Origin of the sequence: Cryobacterium sp. TMT1-66-1 (assembly GCF_004403435.1) — a bacterium.
GTDB lineage: Bacteria > Actinomycetota > Actinomycetes > Actinomycetales > Microbacteriaceae > Cryobacterium > Cryobacterium flavum.
Genome location: NZ_SOGP01000006.1, coordinates 123,612 through 145,758, shown reverse-complemented (window position 1 = coordinate 145,758; position 22,147 = coordinate 123,612). Strand labels below are relative to the sequence as shown.

Annotated in this window: 21 protein-coding genes; all 21 read left to right on the top strand. The window is 66.8% G+C overall.

All coding sequences use genetic code 11. The features are described 5' to 3' along the window. Nucleotides 1-37 precede the first annotated feature (37 nt). The 21 genes from carA to trpA all read left to right on the top strand — a co-directional run bounded on the left by carA (nucleotide 38) and on the right by trpA (nucleotide 22,146). Nucleotides 38-1,195 carry a glutamine-hydrolyzing carbamoyl-phosphate synthase small subunit gene (carA, locus tag E3T29_RS03070; protein ID WP_134344393.1) on the top strand — a complete coding sequence of 386 codons (1,158 nt, stop codon included), beginning with the start codon at nucleotides 38-40 and terminating at the stop codon, nucleotides 1,193-1,195. Then, nucleotides 1,195-4,482, top strand: coding sequence for a carbamoyl-phosphate synthase large subunit (carB, locus tag E3T29_RS03065; RefSeq protein ID WP_134344022.1), 3,288 nt, complete (start codon nucleotides 1,195-1,197; stop codon nucleotides 4,480-4,482). The genes carA and carB overlap by 1 nt, the downstream gene beginning before the upstream one ends. A 14-nt stretch (nucleotides 4,483-4,496) precedes the next feature. Further along, a complete protein-coding gene (gene pyrF / locus E3T29_RS03060) occupies nucleotides 4,497-5,387 on the top strand; it encodes an orotidine-5'-phosphate decarboxylase (RefSeq protein WP_255575032.1) in 891 nt (296 codons plus the stop codon). Continuing rightward, complete coding sequence (gmk, locus tag E3T29_RS03055) at nucleotides 5,380-6,300, top strand: guanylate kinase (RefSeq protein WP_134344020.1); 921 nt, start codon at nucleotides 5,380-5,382, stop codon at nucleotides 6,298-6,300. Before pyrF ends, gmk begins: the two co-directional genes overlap by 8 nt. Before the next feature lie 114 nt (nucleotides 6,301-6,414). Then, a complete protein-coding gene (rpoZ, locus tag E3T29_RS03050) occupies nucleotides 6,415-6,675 on the top strand; it encodes a DNA-directed RNA polymerase subunit omega (protein ID WP_092107764.1) in 261 nt (86 codons plus the stop codon). A gap of 24 nt (nucleotides 6,676-6,699) precedes the next feature. Further along, complete coding sequence (gene coaBC / locus E3T29_RS03045) at nucleotides 6,700-7,926, top strand: bifunctional phosphopantothenoylcysteine decarboxylase/phosphopantothenate--cysteine ligase CoaBC (RefSeq protein ID WP_134344019.1); 1,227 nt, start codon at nucleotides 6,700-6,702, stop codon at nucleotides 7,924-7,926. 43 nt (nucleotides 7,927-7,969) lie between these two features. Then, on the top strand, nucleotides 7,970-9,163 hold the full coding sequence (gene metK / locus E3T29_RS03040) for a methionine adenosyltransferase (protein WP_134344018.1): 1,194 nt from the start codon (nucleotides 7,970-7,972) through the stop codon (nucleotides 9,161-9,163). A gap of 13 nt (nucleotides 9,164-9,176) precedes the next feature. After that, entirely contained in the window at nucleotides 9,177-11,204 is a 2,028-nt protein-coding gene (locus E3T29_RS03035; RefSeq protein WP_134344017.1) for a primosomal protein N', read from the top strand. Beyond that, complete coding sequence (fmt, locus tag E3T29_RS03030; RefSeq protein ID WP_134344016.1) at nucleotides 11,205-12,122, top strand: methionyl-tRNA formyltransferase; 918 nt, start codon at nucleotides 11,205-11,207, stop codon at nucleotides 12,120-12,122. It begins immediately after the preceding gene. After that, the gene (locus E3T29_RS03025) at nucleotides 12,119-13,558 is read left to right on the top strand and encodes an RsmB/NOP family class I SAM-dependent RNA methyltransferase (RefSeq protein WP_134344015.1); all 1,440 of its coding nucleotides are present in this window, start codon (nucleotides 12,119-12,121) and stop codon (nucleotides 13,556-13,558) included. Before fmt ends, E3T29_RS03025 begins: the two co-directional genes overlap by 4 nt. Before the next feature lie 184 nt (nucleotides 13,559-13,742). Continuing rightward, on the top strand, nucleotides 13,743-14,426 hold the full coding sequence (gene rpe, locus E3T29_RS03020) for a ribulose-phosphate 3-epimerase (protein ID WP_092340072.1): 684 nt from the start codon (nucleotides 13,743-13,745) through the stop codon (nucleotides 14,424-14,426). Beyond that, complete coding sequence (locus E3T29_RS03015) at nucleotides 14,423-14,686, top strand: phosphoribosyl-ATP diphosphatase (protein ID WP_092340073.1); 264 nt, start codon at nucleotides 14,423-14,425, stop codon at nucleotides 14,684-14,686. Before rpe ends, E3T29_RS03015 begins: the two co-directional genes overlap by 4 nt. A 71-nt stretch (nucleotides 14,687-14,757) precedes the next feature. Then, nucleotides 14,758-15,597: an ATP phosphoribosyltransferase gene (gene hisG / locus E3T29_RS03010; protein WP_134344014.1), complete on the top strand. Its 840-nt coding sequence runs from the start codon at nucleotides 14,758-14,760 to the stop codon at nucleotides 15,595-15,597. A 24-nt stretch (nucleotides 15,598-15,621) separates the two neighbouring features. Then, the gene (hisF, locus tag E3T29_RS03005) at nucleotides 15,622-16,383 is read left to right on the top strand and encodes an imidazole glycerol phosphate synthase subunit HisF (protein WP_104090381.1); all 762 of its coding nucleotides are present in this window, start codon (nucleotides 15,622-15,624) and stop codon (nucleotides 16,381-16,383) included. After that, nucleotides 16,383-16,748, top strand: a complete 366-nt coding sequence (gene hisI / locus E3T29_RS03000) for a phosphoribosyl-AMP cyclohydrolase (protein ID WP_104090379.1) — start codon at nucleotides 16,383-16,385, stop codon at nucleotides 16,746-16,748. The genes hisF and hisI overlap by 1 nt, the downstream gene beginning before the upstream one ends. After that, nucleotides 16,745-18,301 (top strand): anthranilate synthase component I, encoded by a 1,557-nt coding sequence (locus E3T29_RS02995; protein ID WP_134344013.1) that lies wholly within the window; start codon nucleotides 16,745-16,747, stop codon nucleotides 18,299-18,301. Before hisI ends, E3T29_RS02995 begins: the two co-directional genes overlap by 4 nt. Continuing rightward, a complete protein-coding gene (locus E3T29_RS02990) occupies nucleotides 18,301-18,987 on the top strand; it encodes a Trp biosynthesis-associated membrane protein (protein ID WP_092340078.1) in 687 nt (228 codons plus the stop codon). Before E3T29_RS02995 ends, E3T29_RS02990 begins: the two co-directional genes overlap by 1 nt. Before the next feature lie 75 nt (nucleotides 18,988-19,062). Beyond that, the gene (locus tag E3T29_RS02985) at nucleotides 19,063-19,284 is read left to right on the top strand and encodes a DUF6704 family protein (RefSeq protein WP_092340079.1); all 222 of its coding nucleotides are present in this window, start codon (nucleotides 19,063-19,065) and stop codon (nucleotides 19,282-19,284) included. A gap of 19 nt (nucleotides 19,285-19,303) precedes the next feature. Next, a complete protein-coding gene (gene trpC, locus E3T29_RS02980; RefSeq protein WP_134344012.1) occupies nucleotides 19,304-20,074 on the top strand; it encodes an indole-3-glycerol phosphate synthase TrpC in 771 nt (256 codons plus the stop codon). Beyond that, nucleotides 20,075-21,301, top strand: coding sequence for a tryptophan synthase subunit beta (trpB, locus tag E3T29_RS02975; RefSeq protein WP_134344011.1), 1,227 nt, complete (start codon nucleotides 20,075-20,077; stop codon nucleotides 21,299-21,301). It abuts the gene before it with no gap. Then, on the top strand, nucleotides 21,298-22,146 hold the full coding sequence (gene trpA, locus E3T29_RS02970) for a tryptophan synthase subunit alpha (protein ID WP_134344010.1): 849 nt from the start codon (nucleotides 21,298-21,300) through the stop codon (nucleotides 22,144-22,146). Before trpB ends, trpA begins: the two co-directional genes overlap by 4 nt. Nucleotide 22,147: the final 1 nt, after the last annotated feature.

Below are 22,147 nucleotides of genomic sequence, written 5' to 3'. Positions count from 1 at the left end.
GCCCGCAGCATCCGTTGCGCTGAACGCCACCTTCTCCGTGACGGACAAGCCCGGCCCAGCCGTATTCGTGCTCGAAGACGGTCGCCGCTTCGTGGGCCGCAGCTACGGCAGTGAGGGGCAGACCCTCGGCGAGATCGTCTTCGCCACCGGCATGACCGGCTACCAGGAGACCCTGACCGACCCGTCCTACGCCGGGCAGATCGTGCTCATGACCGCCCCGCACATCGGCAACACCGGCATGAATGATGAGGACATGGAGTCCCGTCAGATCTGGGTGGCCGGCTTCATCGTGCGGGAACCCGCGCGTATCGCCTCTAATTTTCGCGCCACTCGCACCCTCGACGATGATCTCGAAGAGCAGGGCGTGGTCGGGATCAGCGGTATCGACACCCGGGCGATCACCCGTCACATCCGCTCCGCGGGTGCCATGAGGAGCGGTATCTTTTCCGGTGATCTGTTCGGCCTGTCCGAGAGCGAACAGCTCGAACGGGTGCGCTCGGGCGCGGCCATGCGCGGCCGCAACTTGTCGCTCGAGGTCTCGACCGTCGAACCCTTCTCCATCCCCGCCGTCGGAGAACGCATCGGCTCCGTCGCGGTGCTCGATCTCGGCGTGAAGACCAGCACGCTCACCTACCTGGCCGAGCGGGGCTTCGAAGTGCTCGTGCTGCCGCAGTCGGTGACCGCAGAGCACGTTTTGTCGCTGAAGCCCTCAGCCCTGTTCTTCTCGAACGGACCCGGCGACCCGGCCGCCTCCGACGCCCATGTCACCCTGCTGCAGGAGGTGCTGCGCGCGGGCATCCCATACTTCGGCATCTGCTTCGGCAACCAGCTGCTCGGCCGCGCGCTCGGCTTTCGCACCTACAAGTTGCCGTTCGGCCACCGGGGAATCAACCAGCCGGTGCTCGACAAGACCACCGGGCGGGTCGAGATCACCTCGCAGAACCACGGTTTCGCCGTCGACATGCCCATCGAGGGCATCCACGACTCCCGCGCCGGCTTCGGACGGGTTGAAGTGAGCCACTACAGCCTCAACGACCAGGTCGTCGAAGGCATCCGCTGCCTCGACATCAACGCCTTCTCGGTGCAGTACCACCCGGAGGCCGCCGCCGGCCCGCACGACGCCAACCACCTTTTCGATCGATTCAGAGACGTTGTGCTGGCTTCGCAGAGCGCCAATGCAGGAGAAACCAAATAATGCCCAAGCGCGACGATATCAACAGCGTTCTTGTCATCGGCAGCGGCCCGATCGTCATCGGCCAGGCCTGCGAGTTCGACTATTCCGGCACCCAGGCCTGCCGCGTTCTGCGCGAGGAAGGCGTACGCGTCATCCTGGTCAACTCGAACCCGGCCACCATCATGACCGACCCCGATTTTGCCGATGCCACCTACATCGAACCGATCACCGCCGAGATTCTTGAGACGATTATCGCGAAGGAACGACCGGATGCGATTTTGCCCACCCTGGGTGGGCAGACCGCCCTCAACGCGGCCATCCAGCTGCACGAGCGCGGAATCCTTCAGAAGTACAACGTGGAGCTGATCGGCGCGAGCTTCGACGCTATCAACAAGGGCGAAGACCGCATGATCTTCAAGCAGCTCGTGCTCGACGCTGGCGCCGACGTGGCCCGCTCGTACATTGCCCGCACCGTCGAGGAAGCGATCGGCTACGCCGATGACCTCGGCTACCCGCTCGTTGTACGCCCCTCCTTCACCATGGGCGGCCTCGGAAGCGGCTTCGCTTACACCGAGGTGGAACTGCGCCGCATCGTCACTGACGGCCTGCACCACAGCCCGACCACCGAGGTGCTGCTCGAAGAATCCATTTTGGGCTGGAAAGAGTACGAACTCGAGATGATGCGCGACACGGCCGACAACACGGTCGTCGTCTGTTCCATCGAAAACGTCGACCCGGTCGGCGTGCACACCGGCGACTCGATCACCGTCGCCCCGGCGCTCACCCTGACCGACCGTGAATTCCAGCACCTGCGCGACATCTCGATCGACATCATCCGCGCCGTCGGCGTCGACACCGGCGGCTGCAACATCCAGTTCGCGATCAACCCGGTCGATGGCCGCGTCATCGTGATCGAGATGAACCCGCGGGTGTCGCGTTCCTCCGCCCTGGCCAGCAAGGCGACCGGCTTCCCGATCGCCAAGATCGCCGCCAAACTCGCCATCGGCTACCGCCTGGATGAGATCCCCAACGACATCACCGGAGTCACCCCGGCGAGCTTCGAACCCACGCTCGACTACGTCGTGGTGAAGGTTCCGCGGTTTGCGTTCGAGAAGTTCCCGGCCGCTGACCAGCGGCTGACCACGACCATGAAGTCGGTCGGCGAGGCGATGGCCATCGGTCGCAGTTTCGCCTCCGCCCTGCAGAAGGCACTGCGCTCGCTCGAAAAGCGCGGCTCGAGCTTTCACTGGGGCGCGGAGGCCCGCTCTGTCGAGGAACTGCTCGCCGCCGCCGAGATTCCCACCGACGGCCGCATCGTCACCGTGCAGCAGGCCCTGCGCCGCGGCGCGACAATCGACGAGGTCTTTGCTGCGACCAAGATCGACCCGTGGTTCATCGACCAGATCGTGCTGATCAACGAGATCGCCGAGCAGGTCAAAGCCGCCGACCGACTCGACCGCGACGTCATGATCCTCGCCAAGGACCACGGCTTCTCCGACGCGCAGATCGGCGAACTGCGCGGCTTTGGCGAAGCGGATGTGCGCACGGTGCGGCACATTCTCGGTGTGCGCCCCGTGTTCAAGACCGTCGACACCTGCGCGGGGGAGTTCCCGGCCCTCACGCCGTACCACTACTCGAGCTATGACACCGAGACCGAGGTTGTCGCCAGCGACCGCCGCAAGGTCGTTATCCTCGGGTCCGGACCGAACCGCATCGGGCAAGGCGTCGAATTCGACTACTCCTGTGTACACGCCTCCTTCGCCCTGTCGGACGCCGGATATGAGACCATCATGATCAACTGCAACCCGGAGACGGTCTCCACCGACTACGACACCAGCGACCGACTGTACTTCGAACCGCTCACCCTTGAAGACGTGCTCGAGGTCATCTACGCCGAAAGCCAGAGCGGCGAACTCGTCGGCGTGGTCGTGCAGCTCGGCGGCCAGACCGCGCTGAGCCTGGCCCGCGGACTCGAGGCGGCCGGCATCCCCATTCTTGGCACCACGCCCGACGCCATCGACCTGGCTGAAGAGCGCGGCCTGTTCTCGAAGATCCTCGACGACGCCGGCTTGCTCGCCCCCCGCAACGGAACAGCGATCGACTTTGCCGGCGCCGTGGTGGTGGCCGAAGAAATCGGCTACCCGGTGCTCGTTCGCCCGAGCTACGTGCTCGGCGGACGCGGCATGGAGATCGTCTACGATTCCCCATCGCTGGCGGACTACTTTCAGCGCATGGCCGGACAGGGAATCATCGGGGCGGGGCATCCGCTTCTGGTCGACCGTTTTCTCGACGATGCCATCGAGATCGACGTCGACGCCATCTACGACGGCCACGAACTGTACATCGGCGGCGTCATGGAGCACATCGAAGAAGCCGGCATCCACTCCGGCGACTCGAGCTGCACCCTGCCGCCGGTCACCCTCGGGCGCGCCGAAATCGACCGTGTGCGCGAAGCGACCCTCGGCATCGCCCGCGGTATCGGCGTGAAAGGCCTGCTCAACGTGCAGTTCGCCATCGGCGCCGGAGTGCTCTACGTGCTGGAAGCCAACCCGCGCGCCTCGCGCACGGTGCCTTTCGTCGCGAAGGCACTGGGCATCACCCTCGCCAAGGCCGCCGCGCTCATCATGGTCGGCACGACCATCGCCGAGCTGAAGGCGGAGGGCAAGCTGCCGCTCATCGACGGCTCCCGCGTGCCGATCGAAGCGCCGGTCGCCGTGAAGGAAGCCGTGCTGCCGTTCAACCGGTTCCGCACCCCCGAGGGCCTCGTGGTCGACTCCATCCTCGGCCCGGAGATGCGTTCCACCGGCGAGGTCATGGGCATCGACCGCGACTTCCCGCGGGCGTTCGCCAAAAGCCAGCTCGCCGCCTACGGCGGAATCCCGCTCTCCGGCACCGTGTTCGTGTCGGTCTCCGACCGCGACAAGCGAGCGATCATCCTGCCGATGCTGCGCCTGCAGCAGCTTGGCTACGAGATCACCGCAACCATCGGCACCGCCGAGGTGTTGCAGCGAAACGGCATCCGCGCCCGTGTCGTGACCAAGTTCAGTGAGAAAACCGGCGAGGACGACGTCTCCATCGTCGAGCTCATTCGCCGCGAAGAGATCCAGATCGTCATCAACACCCCCGGTGGCAGCACGGCCCGCGCCGACGGCTACGAGATTCGTGCCGCTGCAGTGGCCGGCGACCTGCCGCTGTTCACCACGATCGCCGAACTCAGCGCCGCAGTAGCCTCGATCGACTCGATTCGCGACGGGTTCGAGGTGACCTCGCTTCAGGAATACGCCACGGCCCGAACCGCTCTGCTGTGAACAGCGGCCGTGCTGTGAGCCCGGTTTCCTTTGGTGACCGGCTTGAGCGGATGTTTGCCACTTACGGCCAGCTCTGCGTGGGCATCGACCCGCATTCCTGGTTGCTCGGTGAGTGGAACCTGCCCGACACCGCGGCCGGCGTCGAATCGTTCGGTCGTGCCGTCGTCGCGGCTGCGGCCGGCCGGGTGGGTATCGTCAAACCGCAGGTCGCCTTCTTCGAACGCTTTGGTTCGGCGGGCTTCCTGGCGCTCGAACGCGTGCTGGCCGACGCCCGGTCGGCCGGCCTGCTCGTGATCGGCGACGCCAAACGCGGCGACCTCGGCACGAGCGTCGAAGCCTACGCGCAGGCCTGGTTCACGCCCGGTTCCCCGCTCGAAGTGGATGCTCTCACCCTCGCCGCGTACATGGGTGTCGGTTCGCTCGACTCACCACTCACCCTCGCCGCATCGAACGGCAAGGGTGTGTTTCTGCTGGCCGCGACCTCCAACCCCGAGGCCGCGGACGTTCAGCGGGCCATCGTGGCCGACGGTCCGTTCCAGGGATCGAGCGTCGCCCGGGCCATTCTCGACGACGTGGGAGCGCGGAACGCACGGGCCGGCCCTAGTGCGGCATCCGCTGGTCTGGCGACCGGTCTCGGGTCGATCGGCGTCGTGCTCGGAGCCACTCTCGACCTGGCCGCCTTCGGCATCGACGTGCAGCGGGCGCCGACCGAATTTCGAACTCCCGTGCTCGCACCCGGTTTTGGTCACCAGGGAGGGAATATTATGGATCTGACCTTGATATATGGTGAATACGCCGGAGGGGTTATCGTGAGTGAATCGCGCAGTGTGCTCTCGGCCGGACCCCACCGGATCGAAGAAGCCATTGAGCGCCGAGTAACCGAAGTAGGTGCCGTTCGTGGCTGAAAACCGTCCCACCCCGCCCGAAGTCGACCGGGTGGCTGCGTCGCGCGCCGCCGTCGCTGCCAGGCGAGCCCGCGCCAAGGTCAAAGCCGAGGTTGCTTCGGGCGAACGAACCGCCCTCGAGGTGCTCGCCACCGCGATCAAGGACCCGATCGGGGTCGAGGGGCGGCTGCGAGTGACCGAGCTGCTCGTGAGCATTCCGGCCATCGGTGTGACCAAGATGCAGCGCATCATCCATCGGCTCGAAATCTCGCCGTCTAAGCGGCTCGGCGGCCTGGGCCGGCACCAGCGCGACCGGCTGCGGGACTTTCTCTCCGAACGGCCCACGCTCCGGCACGGCGTAGCCGACTCCAAACTCATCGTTCTCGCCGGCCCCACCGCGGTCGGCAAGGGCACCGTCGCCGGCTATATCCGGGAGAACTACCCCGACGTGCTGCTCTCCGTCTCGGCCACGACGCGCGCACCGCGCCCGGGGGAGACCGAGGGGGTCAGCTACTACTTCGTCTCCGACGACGAATTCGACCGCATGGTCGCGGGCGGCGAACTGCTCGAGTGGGCCAAGGTGCACAACGCCTACCGCTACGGCACACCCCGCGGCCCGGTTGATACGGCCATCGCAGCCGGCAACAGCGTGCTGCTCGAGATCGACCTGCAGGGGGCTCGCGCCGTGCGCCGTGCCATGCCCGAAGCCCGGCTGGTGTTCCTGCTGCCGCCGAGCTGGGACGAATTGGTGCGCCGCCTGATCGGCCGCGGCACCGAAGATGCCGCCGAACAGGCCCGTCGACTCGAGACCGCCAAGCTGGAATTGGCGGCCCAGGGCGAGTTCGATTACCGCGTGATCAACCACGATGTCGGCGACGCCGCCCGTGAGGTCGTAGACTTGATGGGGATCCGCGCTGCATCCAGCATGTCGTAGCGCCCGTTCCTGCTGAATTCTTGCGTGTCTCCGGGCACGTATACCGCTCATGTTTTCGTTTAACAACAGATTCGCACTGGCCTCAGGCCGTGCTCTATTAGGAGTGTGACACCAATGGCGAACAAGCCCACTGGCATCATTGACCCGCCCATCGACGACCTGCTCTCCAAGGTCGACTCGAAGTATGCCCTCGTGATTTTCGCGTCCAAGCGTGCGCGTCAGATCAACGACTACTACGCCGACCTGCACGAAGGCAGCCTGTTCGACAACGTCGGACCACTCGTCGACTCGACCGTCGAAGACAAGCCGCTCTCGGTGGCCCTGCGCGAGATCAACGACGACAAGCTCGTTTCCCGCCCGATCGTCGAGGCCTAGAGCACTCACCACTAAGCGCGCAGGATGAAGACACCTCGCACGATTGTCGTCGGTATCACCGGCGGCATCGCAGCGTACAAGGCCGTCAACATTGTGCGCGCTTTTGTGTTGAACGGCGACTCGGTGCACGTGGTCGCCACCCCGGCGGCACTGCGCTTCGTCGGCAAGCCCACCCTCGAGGCCATCTCGCGTAACCCGGTGCACACGGACCTCTATGAGGGCGTCGCCGAGGTACGCCACGTGGCCATCGGCCAGGGCGCCGCCCTCATCGTCGTCGCACCGGCAACGGCCAACAGCATCGCCAAACTCGCCGCCGGCCTCGCCGACGACCTGCTCGGTAACACCATCCTGGCCAGCACCGCGCCGCTCGTGATCGCACCGGCCATGCACACCGAGATGTGGAATAACCCCGCCACGGTCGCGAATGTGGCCGTGCTGCGCTCGCGCGGTATCACCATCGTTGGCCCCGGCGTCGGTCGGCTCACCGGCACCGACTCCGGCGCCGGCCGCATGGAAGAGCCGGACACCATCGTCGCGGTGGCGCTGGCCGTGCTCGACCGGGCGATGTCTGCTGGTGAGGCTGCGGCATCCGCTGTGCCGGATCTCGCCGGTCGCCGAGTACTGATCAGCGCCGGCGGCACGCGGGAACCGCTCGACCCGGTGCGGTTCCTCGGCAACCGCTCGAGCGGTAAGCAGGGCGTCGCGCTCGCCCAGGCGGCCCTGGCCCGCGGGGCCTTGGTCACACTGGTCGCCGCCAACCTCGAGGTGGCCGTTCCGACCAGCATCACGACCGTTCTCGTGGGCAGTGCCCTTGAGATGCACGAGGCCATGACGCGCGCCGCCGGAACGGCCGACGTCATCATCATGGCCGCCGCGGTCGCCGATTATCGGCCCCGGTCCGTGCAGGTCGGCAAGATCAAAAAGGAAGACGTGGGGGACACCCTCACGCTGGAACTGGTCAAGAACCCCGACATTCTGGCTGAGCTCTCTACTGCCAGCCGGCCGGGTCAACTGATCATCGGCTTTGCCGCCGAAACCGAAACGGATGCCGACCGGCTGCTGGCCCTCGGTCGCGACAAAATCACCCGCAAGGGCTGCGATTACCTGGTCGTGAACCGGGTGGGGCAGGACGCAGGTTTCGGCACGGAACGTAACACCGTGACGGTGCTCGATCGCCACGGAGTTATAGTGAGTGAGGTCTCCGGCAGCAAGATGTCGGTGGCCAATTGCATACTTGACCTGATCGGTTAGCCTCAGCTGCGACCGGCATTCAACTTCTACAGAGACGGGCCAGATGAGCGATCTTCGCCTCTTCACCTCGGAATCAGTCACCGAGGGTCACCCCGACAAGATCTGCGACCAGATCTCCGACAGTATCCTCGATGCCCTCCTCACGGACGACCCGCACAGCCGCGTCGCTGTTGAGACCCTCGTCACCACCGGCCTCGTGCACGTAGCCGGCGAGGTCAGCACTGAGGCGTACGTCGAGATTCCGTCGATCGTGCGCAAGTGCATCACCGATATCGGCTACGACTCGTCCGACGTCTGGTTTGACGGCCGATCCTGCGGCGTCGAAATCTCCATCGGCGGCCAGTCGCCCGACATCGCTCAGGGCGTCGACAACGCCTTCGAAACGCGTGAGCAGTCCAGCCTCGACGACTTCGACCGGCAGGGCGCGGGCGACCAGGGCATCATGTTCGGGTACGCCACCCGCGAGACGCCCGAACTCATGCCGATCCCGATCTGGATCGCGCACCGCCTGGCCGAGCGCCTCGCCTTCGTGCGCAAGAGCGGCGAACTCGACTACCTACGCCCCGACGGCAAGACCCAGGTCACCATCGGCTACGACGGCATCATTCCCCGCACCGTCGAAACCGTCGTGGTATCGACGCAGCACGCGCCGTCCGTGACCACACAGCGGCTGCGCGCCGAGGTTGAAGAACTTGTTATTCGCCCGGTGCTCGAGCGCATCGACCTTGACTCCTCCGCGCTGGCAACGCTCATCAACCCCACCGGCCGCTTTGAAATCGGGGGCCCGCAGGGTGACGCCGGCCTCACCGGGCGCAAGATCATCATTGACACCTACGGCGGATCGAGCCGCCACGGCGGCGGTGCGTTCAGCGGCAAGGACCCGTCCAAGGTCGACCGTTCGGCCGCGTACGCCATGCGCTGGGTTGCTAAGAACGCTGTTGCGGCGGGCCTGGCCGAACGCCTCGAGGTGCAGGTCGCGTACGCGATCGGCAAGGCGTCCCCGGTCGGTCTGTACGTGGAGACTTTCGGCACCGGGGTGCTGCCCGACCGGGAGACCACGGCGGCGATCCGGGACGTGTTCGACCTGCGTCCGGCAGCGATCATCCACTCACTCGACCTGCTGCGGCCCATCTACGCGCAGACCGCCACCTACGGTCACTTCGGCCGGGAGCTGCCCGACTTCACCTGGGAGCGGCTCGACAAGGTCGACGACCTGCGAAGCGCCGCCGGCCTCTGAAACCGGCACAGTCATGACGCACACCGGCCTCGTCGCACGGGTGCTGATCGATTCCCCCCTGCCGCAACTGGACCACCTGTTCGACTACGGCATACCCGCCGAACTGGTCGGGCAGGTGGCCGCTGGCGTGCGCGTGAAGGTGCCGTTTCGTTCCGGCGGTCGCGTCGTCGACGCCTACGTGATCGAGGTATTCGATCCGCGCGCCCCGCGAGGGGTTGTCGATTTTGAAGCGGATGGCGCCTACCGCGGCGCCCTCAGTGAGCTCGACTCGGTCGTGTCCACGGCCGTCGTGCTCACGCCTGACGTCTGGAAACTGGCCCGCCGCCTAGCGGATCGGGCGGCGGGGAACGCGAGCGACATCATCCGTCTCGCTGTTCCGCCCCGCCAGGTGCGAGTCGAAAAGGCCTGGTTGGCCGCGATGTCTGAGCCCGTCGAGACCGCCATTCCGGCACCGTCACCCGTCCTTATCGCCCTGGCCAACCCGGCTTTCGTCGGCTACCCGACCGGCCGCCTCGACACCGCCATCGTGGAGCGCCACCGGGTCGCCGTCGCTGCGATCCCCGAACTCACCCAGCTCGAGGACGGCACTTCCATCGGACGCTGGGCGAAAACTCTCGCCGAACTCGCCGTCGCCACCCTCGGCACCGGGCAGAGCGCCATTCTGTGCGTTCCCGACTTTCGCGACCAGGACCAGGTGCAGGCCGCCCTCGCCCAGCTTGCCCCCGACCTTCCGCTGAGCCGGGTCGACGCCCGCCAGCCCAACCCCGACCGGTACCGTGCCTTCCTGGCTTGCCTCGAATCCGCGCCGCGAATCATCCTCGGCAACCGGTCTGCCGTGTATGCCCCGGCGCACGACCTCGGCCTGATCGCTCTCTGGGACGACGGCGACCCGCTCTACACCGAGCCGCTCAGCCCCTACGTCAACACTCGCGACGCCGCCCTCGTGCGCCAGCAGGACGCCGACTGCGCCCTCGTGCTGCTCGGCCACTCCCGCAGTGTCGAGACCCAGCGCCTGGTCGAGCTCGGCTACGTCAGCGAGGTGAGTCCCGCCGCCGACCGGCACCCGCGCATCATTCCGACCGATTTTCAGTCCGAGCCCGATCAGCAGGCTCGTGCGGCCCGCATCCCCTCGGCCGCCTGGCAGGCCGCCCGCGAAGCGCTCCAACACGGCCCCGTGCTGGTGCAGGTCGCCAGCCCCGGATACGCGCCCATGCTCGCGTGCCAGAGCTGCAAGAAGGCCGCCCGTTGCACGCACTGCCAGGGACCGCTCGGCCTCAAATCGGCTTCCGCCGTGCCGTCCTGCCGGTGGTGCGGCGCCCTGGCCGCCGGCTGGACCTGCCTGCACTGCGAGGGCACCAAACTGCGCGTCGTCACGCTCGGTACCGGCCGCACCGCCGAAGAACTCGGCCGCGCCTTCCCGGGGGCGCGAGTGATCGTCGCCGACGGCGAGCACACCGTGCAGACCATCGGCCCGCAGCCGGCCCTCATCATCGCCACCCGCGGCGCCGAACCGGTGCCGACCGGCGGCTACCGGGCCATCCTCATTCTCGACGGCGAACGCATGCTGGCCCGCGAATCCCTTCGCGTCGGTGAGGACTGCCTTCGCTGGTGGGCCAACGCCGCCGCCCTCGCCGCACCCGGCGCGCCCGTACTGCTCACCGGAGTCGGCGGCGCCCTGGCCCGGGCACTCAACTCCTGGCGGCCCGACACGTTCGCCGTGAGCGAGCTGGCCGACCGTCGTCAGCTGCGCTTTCCGCCGGCGGTGCGGGTTGCGTCCGTGACGGGAACCGCCGCTGACGTCGACGCTGCCCTGGCCGATCTGGCTGCGGTCGCCGGCCTCGACGTGCTCGGTCCGGTGGACACCGAGCCGCCGCTGGTGCGGGCGGTCGTGCGGTTCGGCTACGCCCGAGGCGATGAGGTCGCCCACGCGCTCAAGGCGGCGGTCGTGCGCAACGCGGCCAGGCGTCGCAAGCCGAAGTCCGGCTCGTTCCCACCGGCACCTACACTTAGAGTTCGATTCGACGACCCGGAGCTGCTCTAAATGAAACTCGTCTTTGCTGGCACGCCGGAGGTCGCCGTCCCCAGCCTCACTGTCCTGGCCGGGACCGATCATGAGATCGTCTCCGTGATCACCCGAGCGGATGCCCCCCTCGGCCGCAAACGCACCCTTACCCCGTCGCCGGTCGCGCAGGCTGCGACCGAACGGGGCTACCCGATGCTGAAGACCAACCGGCTCGATGCGGAGGCGACCGATATCATCAGCGCCCTGCAGCCCGACCTCGGCGTCATCGTCGCCTACGGCGGAATCGTGCGCGAGCCGCTGCTCTCCGTTCCCCGCCTCGGCTGGATCAATCTGCACTTCTCAATCCTGCCGCGCTGGCGCGGTGCATCGCCGGTGCAGCGTGCCGTCCTGGCCGGCGATGAACTCACCGGTGCTGCCGTGTTCCAGCTCGTGCCCGAACTCGACGCCGGTGCCGTGTTCGGCAGCTTCTCCCGCCCCGTCGGAGCACATTCCACATCGGGAATACTTCTGGAGGAACTGAGCCATAGCGGAGCGGACCTGCTGCTGCGAGTCGTCGACGAGCTCGCCGCCGGCACCGCCGTTGCCGTCCCGCAGACCGGTGAGGTGACTCTCGCGCCCAAACTGGTGCGGGAGGACGCGCGTATCGATTTCGGCCGGCCGGCAGCGTCCGTCTACAGTCACATTCGTGGCGTGACACCCGAACCGGGCGCATTCACCACCGTGAACGGCGCCGTTCTGAAACTCCTCGAGGTCGCGCCGAGCGCCCTCGAACCCCATCTGCCTGCCGGAACCATTCTGCAGCTCGATAAAACAGTGCTCGTGGGCACGCAGACCGAACCGCTGGTTCTGCTGCGCGTGCAACCGGCCGGAAAGACAGCAATGACAGCAAACGACTGGTGGCGCGGAGTGGGAGCAGAATCGGTGACGGCTTCATGAGCGATGATCGCGCGCGTATGGATCGGGCCGGCACGACGCCGGCCCGCTCTCGCCAGGCCCCGGCCGACTACGTGCAGCCGGCCCGCCGCATCGCCTACGAGGTGATAGCCGCCGTTCGCGAGTCCGACGCCTACGCCAACCTGCTACTGCCGACCCGCATTCAGCGCGCTGCCCTGGGCACAGCGGATGCCGCCCTCGCGACCGAGCTCACCTACGGCACCCTGCGCATGCAGGGGTTCTACGATCGCGTCATTGCCCTCGCCGCGAACCGGCCGGTGAGCGCCATCGACCCCGCCATTCTCGACGTGCTGCGTCTCGGCGCCCACCAGCTGCTCGCCACCCGCGTCGCGACCCACGCCGCGGTCAACGAATCCGTCTCGCTCGCCAAACAGGTCGGCTCCCGCTCCGCGACCGGCTTCACCAACGGGGTGCTGCGCACCATCGCCCGGTCGAGTGCCGAGGAATGGCGCGAGCGCGTGCTCGAAGGGGCGGTCAACGTCGACGACCGGCTCGCCGCCGAATACTCGCACCCGGCCTGGATCGTGCGCGCCTTCCGCCAGGCGCTCAAAGCTGAAGGCCACGAAGACGAGCTCGCCGACCTGCTCGCTGCCGACAACATGGCCGCCAAGGTCAACATGGTCGCACTGCCCGGCCTCGCCACCGACGCCGACCGTGAACGACTGGGCCTCGCCGACGAATTCTCCCCGGTCGGTTTCGTGCTGGATTCCGGAGACCCGTACCACTTGGTGACCGCCACGGAGGGTCGCGTTCGGGTGCAAGACGAAGGATCGCAGATCGCTGCCTTGGCGCTCAGCCGGGCCAAGCCGATCGTTGCGGGGGAGCGTTGGCTCGACCTGTGCGCCGGCCCCGGGGGTAAGGCCGCCCTGCTCGCCTCCGAGGCGCGCGCCGGGGGAGCCGAACTCGTGGCGAACGAGCTCGTTCCTGCGCGGGCAACGCTCGTGCGCACTGCCCTGCAGGCTCTGCCGGAGACCGTTCCGGTCTGGGAGATCGACGGCACCACCATCGGTCAGACTCATGCCGACACCTTCGATCGCATCCTGCTCGATGCCCCCTGCACCGGCCTCGGTGCACTGCGCCGCCGACCGGAGGCCCGCTGGCGCAAGCAGCCCAAGGACGTCGCCGACTTGGCCGGCCTGCAGTCCGGGCTCCTCGACGCGGCTCTGCTCGCGCTCAAGCCCGGCGGTATCCTGGCCTATGTCACCTGCTCGCCGCACACCGCCGAGACCCGGGCGATCGTTGCCCTCGCCGTGCGCAAGGCCGGCGGCAGCGTGACCGCGCTCGATACCGCGGCCGTCGTGCAGTCCTTCAGCGCCGCCAACCTCGACCTGCCCGCCGACACCGGCAGCGTGCAGCTCTGGCCGCATCGCCATGGCACCGACGCGATGTTCATCACCCTGCTGCAGCGCGCCCCCTAGCCCCACGTCTTTTGGGCTCGTTGCGTCCAGCGGATGAGCACCCCCGAAACGGGTGCGCGCTAGGCCCGTTACCGTAGCGACCACCCAGATCGTGCGCGGTCACGCCCGTGGGTGCGCCCCCAGCCATCGGGCGCCGCGATTGCCGCACAGTCCTAGCCCGATCGCACAGCGATAAGCTGAGTGGATGGCTACCCGCATCAATCCGAGCATCCTCGCCGCCGACTTCGCCAATTTCGAGAGCGAGCTGGGTCGCATCCGCTCGGCCGATCTGGTGCACGTCGACATCATGGACAACCACTTCGTGCCGAACCTCACGTTCGGACTCGGTATGGTGCAACGCCTGCAGCAGGTCTCGCCGCTGCCGCTCGACATCCACCTGATGATCGACGACCCCGAGCGTTGGGCGCCCGGCTACGCCGAGGCCGGCGCCTACTCGGTCACCTTTCATGCCGAGGCCACGACAGAACCGGTCGCGCTGGCGAGAAAATTGCGCGAGATCGGCGCCCGCGCCGGTCTCGCGCTGAAGCCCGGCACCGATGTGACGCCCTACCTCGACCTGCTCCCCGAATTCGACCAGGTGCTCGTCATGACCGTCGAGCCCGGTTTCGGCGGCCAGAGGTTCATGCACGAAACCATGCCGAAGCTTGCCCAGCTGCGAACAACGGTGCAGAACAGCGGCCTCGACGTCTGGCTGCAGGTCGACGGCGGCATCACCGCGCAGACCATCGAGATCGCAGCCGCGGCCGGCGCCGACACCTTCGTGGCCGGTTCCAGCGTGTTCGGGGCCGAGAATCCGGCCGCCCAGATCGCCCTGCTGCGCCAGAGCGCGGCCAGCCACCGTCACGGTGCGGGTAACCTAGAGTCGTGAAAACATTTGATGACCTTTTCGTAGAACTGAGCGACAAGGCCGCCACCCGTCCAGAGGGCTCCGGTACCGTACGCGAACTCGACGCCGGCGTGCACGCCATTGGCAAGAAAATTGTTGAGGAAGCCGCTGAAGTCTGGATGGCCGCCGAGTTTCAGAGCGACGACGAAACCTCCGCTGAGATCTCCCAGTTGCTGTACCACCTGCAGGTCATGATGATCGCCAAAGGGCTCTCTCCGGCCGACATCTACCGACATCTGTGACCCGCGCCAGCGCACCAGCTGGCTCGAAATCAGTGAATAGTCGCGTGATCCAAAACCGAGAAAGTACCCCCATGCTGAGAATTGCCGTGCCCAACAAGGGCTCGTTGTCTGAAACCGCCGCGCAGATGCTCGCCGAAGCCGGCTACACCGGCCGTCGCGACCCGCGCGACCTCGTTACCGCCGACCCCCGCAACGGGGTCGAGTTCTTCTACCTGCGCCCCCGTGACATCGCCACCTACGTGGGATCCGGCGCCCTCGACGTCGGTATCACCGGCCGCGACCTGCTGCTCGACTCGCACTCCAAAGCCGTGGAGATCGCCAGTCTCGACTTCGGCGATTCCACCTTTCGTTTCGCCGGTCCGGCTGGCCGCTTCACCGAGCTGAAGCACCTCCACGGTCTGCGTGTCGCCACGAGCTACCCCGGCCTGGTTGAACGCTTCCTCGCCACCCACTCAGTGACCGTCGACCTCGTGGAACTCGATGGCGCCGTCGAATCGGCCGTTCAGCTCGGCGTAGCGGATGCCGTCGCCGACGTCGTCTCCACCGGCACGACCCTCCGCAAGGCGGGCCTCGAAATCTTCGGACCGGTCATTCTCGAGTCCACCGCTGTCTTGATCAGCTCCACCAACGACAAGGCCGGCATCGATACCCTGTTGCGCCGCCTGCAGGGCGTACTCGTGGCCCGCCAGTATGTGCTGCTGGACTACGACATTCCGGTCGCCCTGCTCGACGCTGCGGCAGCGCTTGCTCCGGGCATCGAATCGCCGACGGTGTCCTCGCTGCACGACCCGGAGTGGGCCGCCGTGCGCGTCATGATCGCCCGCCTCGACATGAACAACGTGATGGATGCCCTCTACGCCCTCGGCGCCCGGGCCATTCTGGTCACCACCATTCACAACGCCCGCCTCTAAGAACCCCGCGAGAGGATAACCAGCATGACCCTGAGTGTGCGCGTCATTCCCTGCCTCGACGTGGCCAACGGTCGTGTCGTCAAGGGTGTTAACTTTCAGAACCTGCGCGATGCCGGCGACCCGGTCGAACTCGCGCGCCGGTACTACGAGCAGGGCGCTGACGAGCTCACCTTTCTCGATGTCACGGCCACGGTCGACAACCGCGCGACCACCTACGACGTGGTGCGAGCCACGGCCGAGCAGGTGTTCATTCCGCTCACCGTCGGCGGCGGTATTCGCAGCGTCGAAGACGTCTCGCGCCTGCAGGCGAGCGGTGCAGATAAGGTCGGCGTCAACAGCGCCGCGATCGCCCGACCGGCCCTGATCAATGAGATCGCCGACCGGTTCGGCGCCCAGGTACTCGTGTTGAGCCTCGATGTGAAGCGCTCCCATCGCACCGAGAGCGGCTTCATCGTCACCACCCACGGCGGTCGCACCGAGACCGACCTGGATGCCGTGGCCTGGGCTCGGCAGGCGATCGAGCTGGGCGCGGGGGAGCTCCTGGTCAACTCGATCGACGCCGACGGCACCAAGGCCGGCTTCGACACCGAACTGATCGCGCTCATGCGGGCCAACAGTCGGGTTCCGGTGATCGCCTCCGGTGGCGCCGGCCGGGTCGAAGACTTTCCCCCCGCTATCCGCGCCGGCGCGGACGCCGTGCTGGCGGCATCCGTTTTTCACAATGCACAACTGACCGTAGGCGACGTGAAGCGCGAGCTGTCCGACGCCGGAATGCTGGTGCGCTGATGAGCGCCGAACTCACTACCCAGCTTGACGCCGCCGTCTTCAACGAATCCGGCCTGCTGCCCGCCGTCATTCAGCAGTGGGACACCCACGAGGTGCTCATGCTCGGCTGGATGAACCGCGAGGCGCTGCGCCGCACCCTCACCGAAGGGCGCGTCACCTTCTGGTCGCGCAGCCGGCAGGAATTCTGGCGAAAGGGCGACACGTCGGGCCACGCCCAGTACGTACACTCGGCCGCCTTCGATTGCGACAATGACACCCTGCTCGTGCAGGTCGACCAGGTTGGGGCGGCCTGCCACACCGGCTCGCGCACCTGTTTCGACGGGCGCGACCTCGGTGCCAGCTCCATGGAAAGGCCCACGGAATGACAGCCACCACCCCGGCCGCAACGGGCGCCCGCACCGCCGGCTCCACAACCCGGGGCCAGTTCGATGCCCTCCGTGACGCGCATCGGGTCATTCCGGTCATTCGGGAGCTCTTCGCCGACGGTGAGACCCCGGTCGGCATATACCGCAAGCTGGCCAACGGTCTGCCGGGCAGTTTTCTGCTCGAGTCCGCCGAACAGGGCGGCATCTGGTCGCGCTTCTCCTTCGTGGGGGTGTCGTCGTTCGGCGTGCTCACCCAGGAGGGCGACAACACCCGGTGGATCGACTACGGCCTCTCCGCCGACCGGGCCTTGGGCTCCGCCGCAGAGCTGGGCCCGCTGGCAGCCCTGGCCTATCTGTTCGACCGCTGGCAGACGCCGCGGTTGCCCGAACACCCGCCGCTGACCGGTGGCCTCGTCGGTTTCATCGGGTGGGAGGCGATCCGTCAGATTGAACGCCTGCCGCATCAGCCGCCGGCCGACTACGACGTACCCGGTCAGTCCTTCAGCTTCGTCGCCGACCTCGTCGTACTCGACCACAAGTACGGCACCGTGCAGCTCATCGCCAACGTCCTGAACGACGGCACCGACACGCCAGACACACTGTGGGCGGATGCGACGGCTCGCCTGGATTCCCTGCAAAAGCGCCTCGCCGCCCCCGGGGAAGCCTGGCTAGCCGAGGTCGACCTGCAGGCACCGAGCGCGCCGAGCAATCGCACCACGCGCGAAGACTTTCTCGCCGCCGTCAACATCGGCAAGCAGCACATCGTCGATGGCGATGTTTTTCAGGTCGTCATCTCCCAGCGCTTCGACCAGGTCTGCACCGCGCACCCAATCGACGTCTACCGGGTGCTGCGCAGCCTCAATCCGAGCCCGTACATGTACCTGCTGAGCCTGGAAACACCGAGCGGAGACCCGTACTGGATCGTTGGGTCCTCACCCGAAGCCCTCGTCAAGGTTCAAGACCAACGTGTCTTCACCCATCCGATCGCCGGCTCGAAGCCGCGCGGCACCACACCGGATGCCGACGCCGACTACGCGATCGAACTCGCCGGTGACCCCAAGGAACGTGCAGAGCACCTCATGCTCGTCGACCTGGCCCGCAACGACCTGCTCAAGGTCTGCACCGCCGGATCCGTTGAAGTGACCGAGTTCATGCGCATCGAACGCTTCAGTCACATCATGCACCTGGTCTCCTCGGTCGAGGGCAACCTGGTGCCCGGCAAAACCGCGATCGACGTCTTCCGCGCCACGTTCCCGGCTGGAACCTTGTCGGGCGCTCCGAAACCGCGGGCTCTGGAGATCATCGACGCCCTCGAACCGGCCCAGCGCGGCGTGTATGGGGGAGTGGTCGGCTACTTCGGCTTTGCCGGTGACGCCGACCTCGCCATCGCCATTCGCACCGCGACGATCAAGGACGGCATCGCCCGCGTGCAGGCGGGTGGCGGCGTCGTCACCGATTCCGACCCGGCCTCCGAGTACCAGGAATCCCAGAACAAGGCCGCCGCACCATTGCGTGCGGTCGCCGTGGCCAACGCGATGCGGAGGGTTTTCTAATGGTGCCCGATACCCCGACAGAAACAGCCAAACGGATGTCGCCCCGTCGGCTCAAACTCATTCTCATCCTCACCATTCTGGGTGCGAGCGCACTGGCATTGCTGGCCTGGACCCAGGTCTGGGTCCACGCGGAAGTGGGACTTCCCGACGCTGGCACCCAGGTGCTGCAGATCGACGGAGCCATCGCCGCGCCGGCGCTGACGGCACTCGCGCTCTGCGGTTTCGCCCTGGCCGGTGCCCTCACCATTGCCGGTCGGCTCATTCGCATCGTGCTCGGCGCCCTCGAGGTATTGCTCGGGGTGTCGGTGTTTCTCGCCGCGTTCCTCGCGGTCGACGACCCATCGCGAGCCAGTGCCGCTGCGGTCACCGCAGCGACGGGCATCGCCGGACATGAATCCATTCAGCTGAGCGTGCTCGGCACAGTTGTCACGCCGTGGCCATACGTCGCCATGGCGGCGGCGGTACTCATGGCCGCCACCGGGGTGATGGTGATCCTGACCAGCGCGCGCTGGCCTGGCCCGACCCGCAAGTACCAGGCCGTGCGTTTTGAATCGGTCGCCTCAGCCGACGGTTCCGTGCCGGCTGCGCCCTTCGTCGGCGACTCGCCGCCCGCACCGACCGCCGCGAGCGACTCGGTCGGCGACTGGGACGATCTCAGTCGCGGTGAAGACCCGACCGCTCGCTGAAGGCGGGCCGTCGCTCCGCTAGACTTGACCCGCTGGTCAACGCACGCAGTAGTTAACGTATTTACGAGGAGAACCATGAGCATCGATCTGTCAGATCCCGGACACGGCCACTCCCCGGCGGCCTGGACCGCGGTCATCATCATGCTGGCCGCTTTCACCATCGGCACCACAGCCTTCTTCTTCGAGCTGGTCTGGCTCGTCTGGGCGTCCTTCGGGCTGCTCATCGCCGGCGTCATCGTCGGCTACGTACTCAGCAAGGTCGGCTACGGCGTCAATGCCACGTCGCCCGGCCACTGACCGGCTGCAAAGAGACCTGGTGCTTCAAGAACTTCTCGCCGGCTCGGTATCCGATGCCGAACAACGCCTCCTGACTCGCCCGCTGGCGACCGTCGAGACGGCGGCGCGCGCCCACGCGCCCGCACTCGACGCGCTGGCGGCTTTGGCCCCGGCTGATCGCGTCAAGATTCTCGCGGAAATCAAGCGGGCCAGCCCCAGCCGCGGTTCCCTGGCGGCCATTACCGACCCGGCAGCACTTGCTGTCTCCTATGAGACCGGCGGGGCGAGCGCTATCAGCGTGCTAACCGAGGGTCGCCGCTTTCACGGCTCACTGACCGACCTCGTACAGGTGCGGGCTGCGGTGAGCATTCCTATCCTCCGCAAGGACTTCATCGGAACCCCATATCAGGTGTTCGAAGCGCGCGCAGCCGGCGCCGACCTTGTGCTGCTGATCGTGGCCGCGCTCGATCAGGCCACCCTCGTCTCCCTCCACGATCTCATTCGTGAGCTCGGCATGACCGCCCTGGTCGAAACGCACAGCGGCGACGAAGTGAGCCGCGCACTCGACATCGGTGCGAGCCTGGTCGGGGTCAACGCCCGCGACCTGTCCACTTTTGAACTCGACCAGAACCTCTTCGAAACTCTGGCCGACAAAATTCCGTCCGGCGTCATCCGAGTCGCCGAATCTGCCGTCAAGACTGCCGCCGACGTCGCGCACTACCGTGCAGCCGGCGCCGACGTCGTCTTGGTCGGCGAAGCGCTCGTCACGAGCGACCCCATCCGAACCCTCTCCGAGTTTTTGGCGGTTTAAATGTCTTTGCGAAAAGAATCCTTGCGTGCGCAGTCCGGCCCGTATTTCGGCGGCTTCGGCGGCCGGTTCGTGCCCGAATCCCTCGTGGCGGCGCTCGATGAACTCACGGCGGAATACGAACTCGCCAAGAACGATCCCGCCTTCGCCGCGGCCCTGATGGAGTTGCACGTCAACTACGCCGGTCGCCCCTCGATCATCACCGAGGTTCCGCGCTTCGCCGAGTACGCCGGCGGCGCCCGCATCATCCTCAAACGCGAAGATCTCAATCACACCGGCTCGCACAAGATCAACAACGCCCTGGGCCAGGCCCTGCTCACCAAGCGCATCGGCAAGACCCGCGTCATCGCGGAAACCGGGGCCGGCCAGCACGGCGTGGCCACGGCCACCGTCGCCGCCCTCTTCGGGCTGGAGTGCGTCGTCTACATGGGCGAGGTCGACACCGAACGCCAGGCCCTCAACGTGGCCCGGATGCGCCTGCTCGGTGCTGAGGTCGTTCCGGTCAAGACCGGCTCGCGCACCCTGAAGGATGCCATCAACGACGCCATGCGCGACTGGGTCACCAACGTTGAGACCACCAACTATATTTTCGGAACCGTGGCCGGCCCGCATCCGTTCCCCGCCATGGTGCGTGACTTTCAGAAGATCATCGGTGAAGAAGCCCGTCAGCAGGTGCTCGACCTGACCGGCAGCCTGCCGGATGCTGTCACAGCCTGTGTCGGCGGCGGCTCCAACGCCATGGGCATCTTTCATGCCTTCCTCGACGACCCGGATGTCGCCCTGTTCGGCTATGAGGCGGCCGGCGACGGCATTGACACGCCGCGGCACGCTGCCACCATCACCAAGGGGCGTCCCGGAGTACTGCACGGCGCCCGCAGCATGCTGCTGCAGGACGAAGACGGCCAAACCATCGATTCCCACTCTATCTCGGCCGGCCTCGACTATCCGGGGGTCGGACCGGAGCACGCCTGGCTCGCGAGCATCGGCCGGGCCACCTACCTGCCGATCAGCGACGACGAGGCGATGAGCGCCCTGCGCCTGCTCAGCCGCACCGAGGGCATCATCCCCGCGATCGAGTCGTCGCACGCCCTCGCCGGCACCCTCGAACTCGGCCGTGCGCTCGGCCCTGAAGCGACCATCCTGGTCAACCTCAGCGGTCGCGGCGACAAAGACATGGAAACAGCGGGCCGGTACTTCGATCTGCTCGACGAAGGCGCTGACCAGTCATGACCACCCCCGTTTTTCGACATGGAACGACGAGCGGCATCGTGAGCTCGGTCGAACAGACCATTTCCCGCCGCCGGACCGAGGGCGGGGGAGCCCTCATCGGCTACCTGCCGGTTGGTTTCCCCACCCTGAACGAGAGCATCGACGCGGCGGTGGCCCTCGTCGCCAACGGCGTCGACATCATCGAACTCGGCCTGCCCTACTCCGACCCCGTGATGGATGGCCCGGTCATTCAGGCGGCAACCCAGCAGGCACTGGCCAACGGGTTCAAACTCCGCCACGGTTTTGAAGCGATCAGGGCCATCACCGAGCAGGTCGACGCGCCCGTTCTGGTGATGACCTACTGGAACCCGGTCGTTCAGTACGGAGCTGAGCGTTTCGCCGATGACCTCCGGGCCGCCGGGGGCGCGGGTCTGATCACCCCCGACCTCATTCCCGATGAAGCCGCCGACTGGATGGCCGCGAGCGAGCGCACCGGACTCGACCGGGTGTTCCTGGCCGCGCCGTCCTCGTCCGATGCCCGCCTGGTGCAGGCGATCGAAGCCAGCCGCGGATTTGTCTATACCGTCTCAACGATGGGTACCACCGGTGCTCGCGCGGGCGTCGATGCCGCCGCTCGTATCCTGGTGGAACGCCTGCGCGCCGCCGGCTGCACGAGCGCCTGCGTCGGCCTCGGCATCTCCACCCCCGAGCAGGTCCGTGAGATTCTCGGCTACGCCGACGGCGCCATCGTCGGCTCTGCGCTCGTGAAAGCGCTCACCGACGGGGGAGTACCCGCCGTTGCCCGCCTGGCGCTCGAACTCGCCGCCGGCGCGAACGATATTCGCCCGCCGTCGCCGCCCCGGTAAA

Excerpts from the sequence above, each read along its gene's own strand:
- hisG (WP_134344014.1), top strand. The coding sequence starts at position 14,758 with ATGCTGAGAATTGCCGTGCCCAACAAGGGCTCGTTGTCTGAAACCGCC.
- coaBC (WP_134344019.1), top strand. The coding sequence starts at position 6,700 with ATGAAGACACCTCGCACGATTGTCGTCGGTATCACCGGCGGCATCGCA.
- carB (WP_134344022.1), top strand. The coding sequence starts at position 1,195 with ATGCCCAAGCGCGACGATATCAACAGCGTTCTTGTCATCGGCAGCGGC.
- E3T29_RS03025 (WP_134344015.1), top strand. The coding sequence starts at position 12,119 with ATGAGCGATGATCGCGCGCGTATGGATCGGGCCGGCACGACGCCGGCC.
- metK (WP_134344018.1), top strand. The coding sequence starts at position 7,970 with ATGAGCGATCTTCGCCTCTTCACCTCGGAATCAGTCACCGAGGGTCAC.
- E3T29_RS02995 (WP_134344013.1), top strand. The coding sequence starts at position 16,745 with ATGACAGCCACCACCCCGGCCGCAACGGGCGCCCGCACCGCCGGCTCC.
- E3T29_RS03035 (WP_134344017.1), top strand. The coding sequence starts at position 9,177 with ATGACGCACACCGGCCTCGTCGCACGGGTGCTGATCGATTCCCCCCTG.
- E3T29_RS02990 (WP_092340078.1), top strand. The coding sequence starts at position 18,301 with ATGGTGCCCGATACCCCGACAGAAACAGCCAAACGGATGTCGCCCCGT.
- trpA (WP_134344010.1), top strand. The coding sequence starts at position 21,298 with ATGACCACCCCCGTTTTTCGACATGGAACGACGAGCGGCATCGTGAGC.
- rpe (WP_092340072.1), top strand. The coding sequence starts at position 13,743 with ATGGCTACCCGCATCAATCCGAGCATCCTCGCCGCCGACTTCGCCAAT.
- E3T29_RS02985 (WP_092340079.1), top strand. The coding sequence starts at position 19,063 with ATGAGCATCGATCTGTCAGATCCCGGACACGGCCACTCCCCGGCGGCC.
- trpB (WP_134344011.1), top strand. The coding sequence starts at position 20,075 with ATGTCTTTGCGAAAAGAATCCTTGCGTGCGCAGTCCGGCCCGTATTTC.
- fmt (WP_134344016.1), top strand. The coding sequence starts at position 11,205 with ATGAAACTCGTCTTTGCTGGCACGCCGGAGGTCGCCGTCCCCAGCCTC.
- rpoZ (WP_092107764.1), top strand. The coding sequence starts at position 6,415 with ATGGCGAACAAGCCCACTGGCATCATTGACCCGCCCATCGACGACCTG.
- hisI (WP_104090379.1), top strand. The coding sequence starts at position 16,383 with ATGAGCGCCGAACTCACTACCCAGCTTGACGCCGCCGTCTTCAACGAA.
- hisF (WP_104090381.1), top strand. The coding sequence starts at position 15,622 with ATGACCCTGAGTGTGCGCGTCATTCCCTGCCTCGACGTGGCCAACGGT.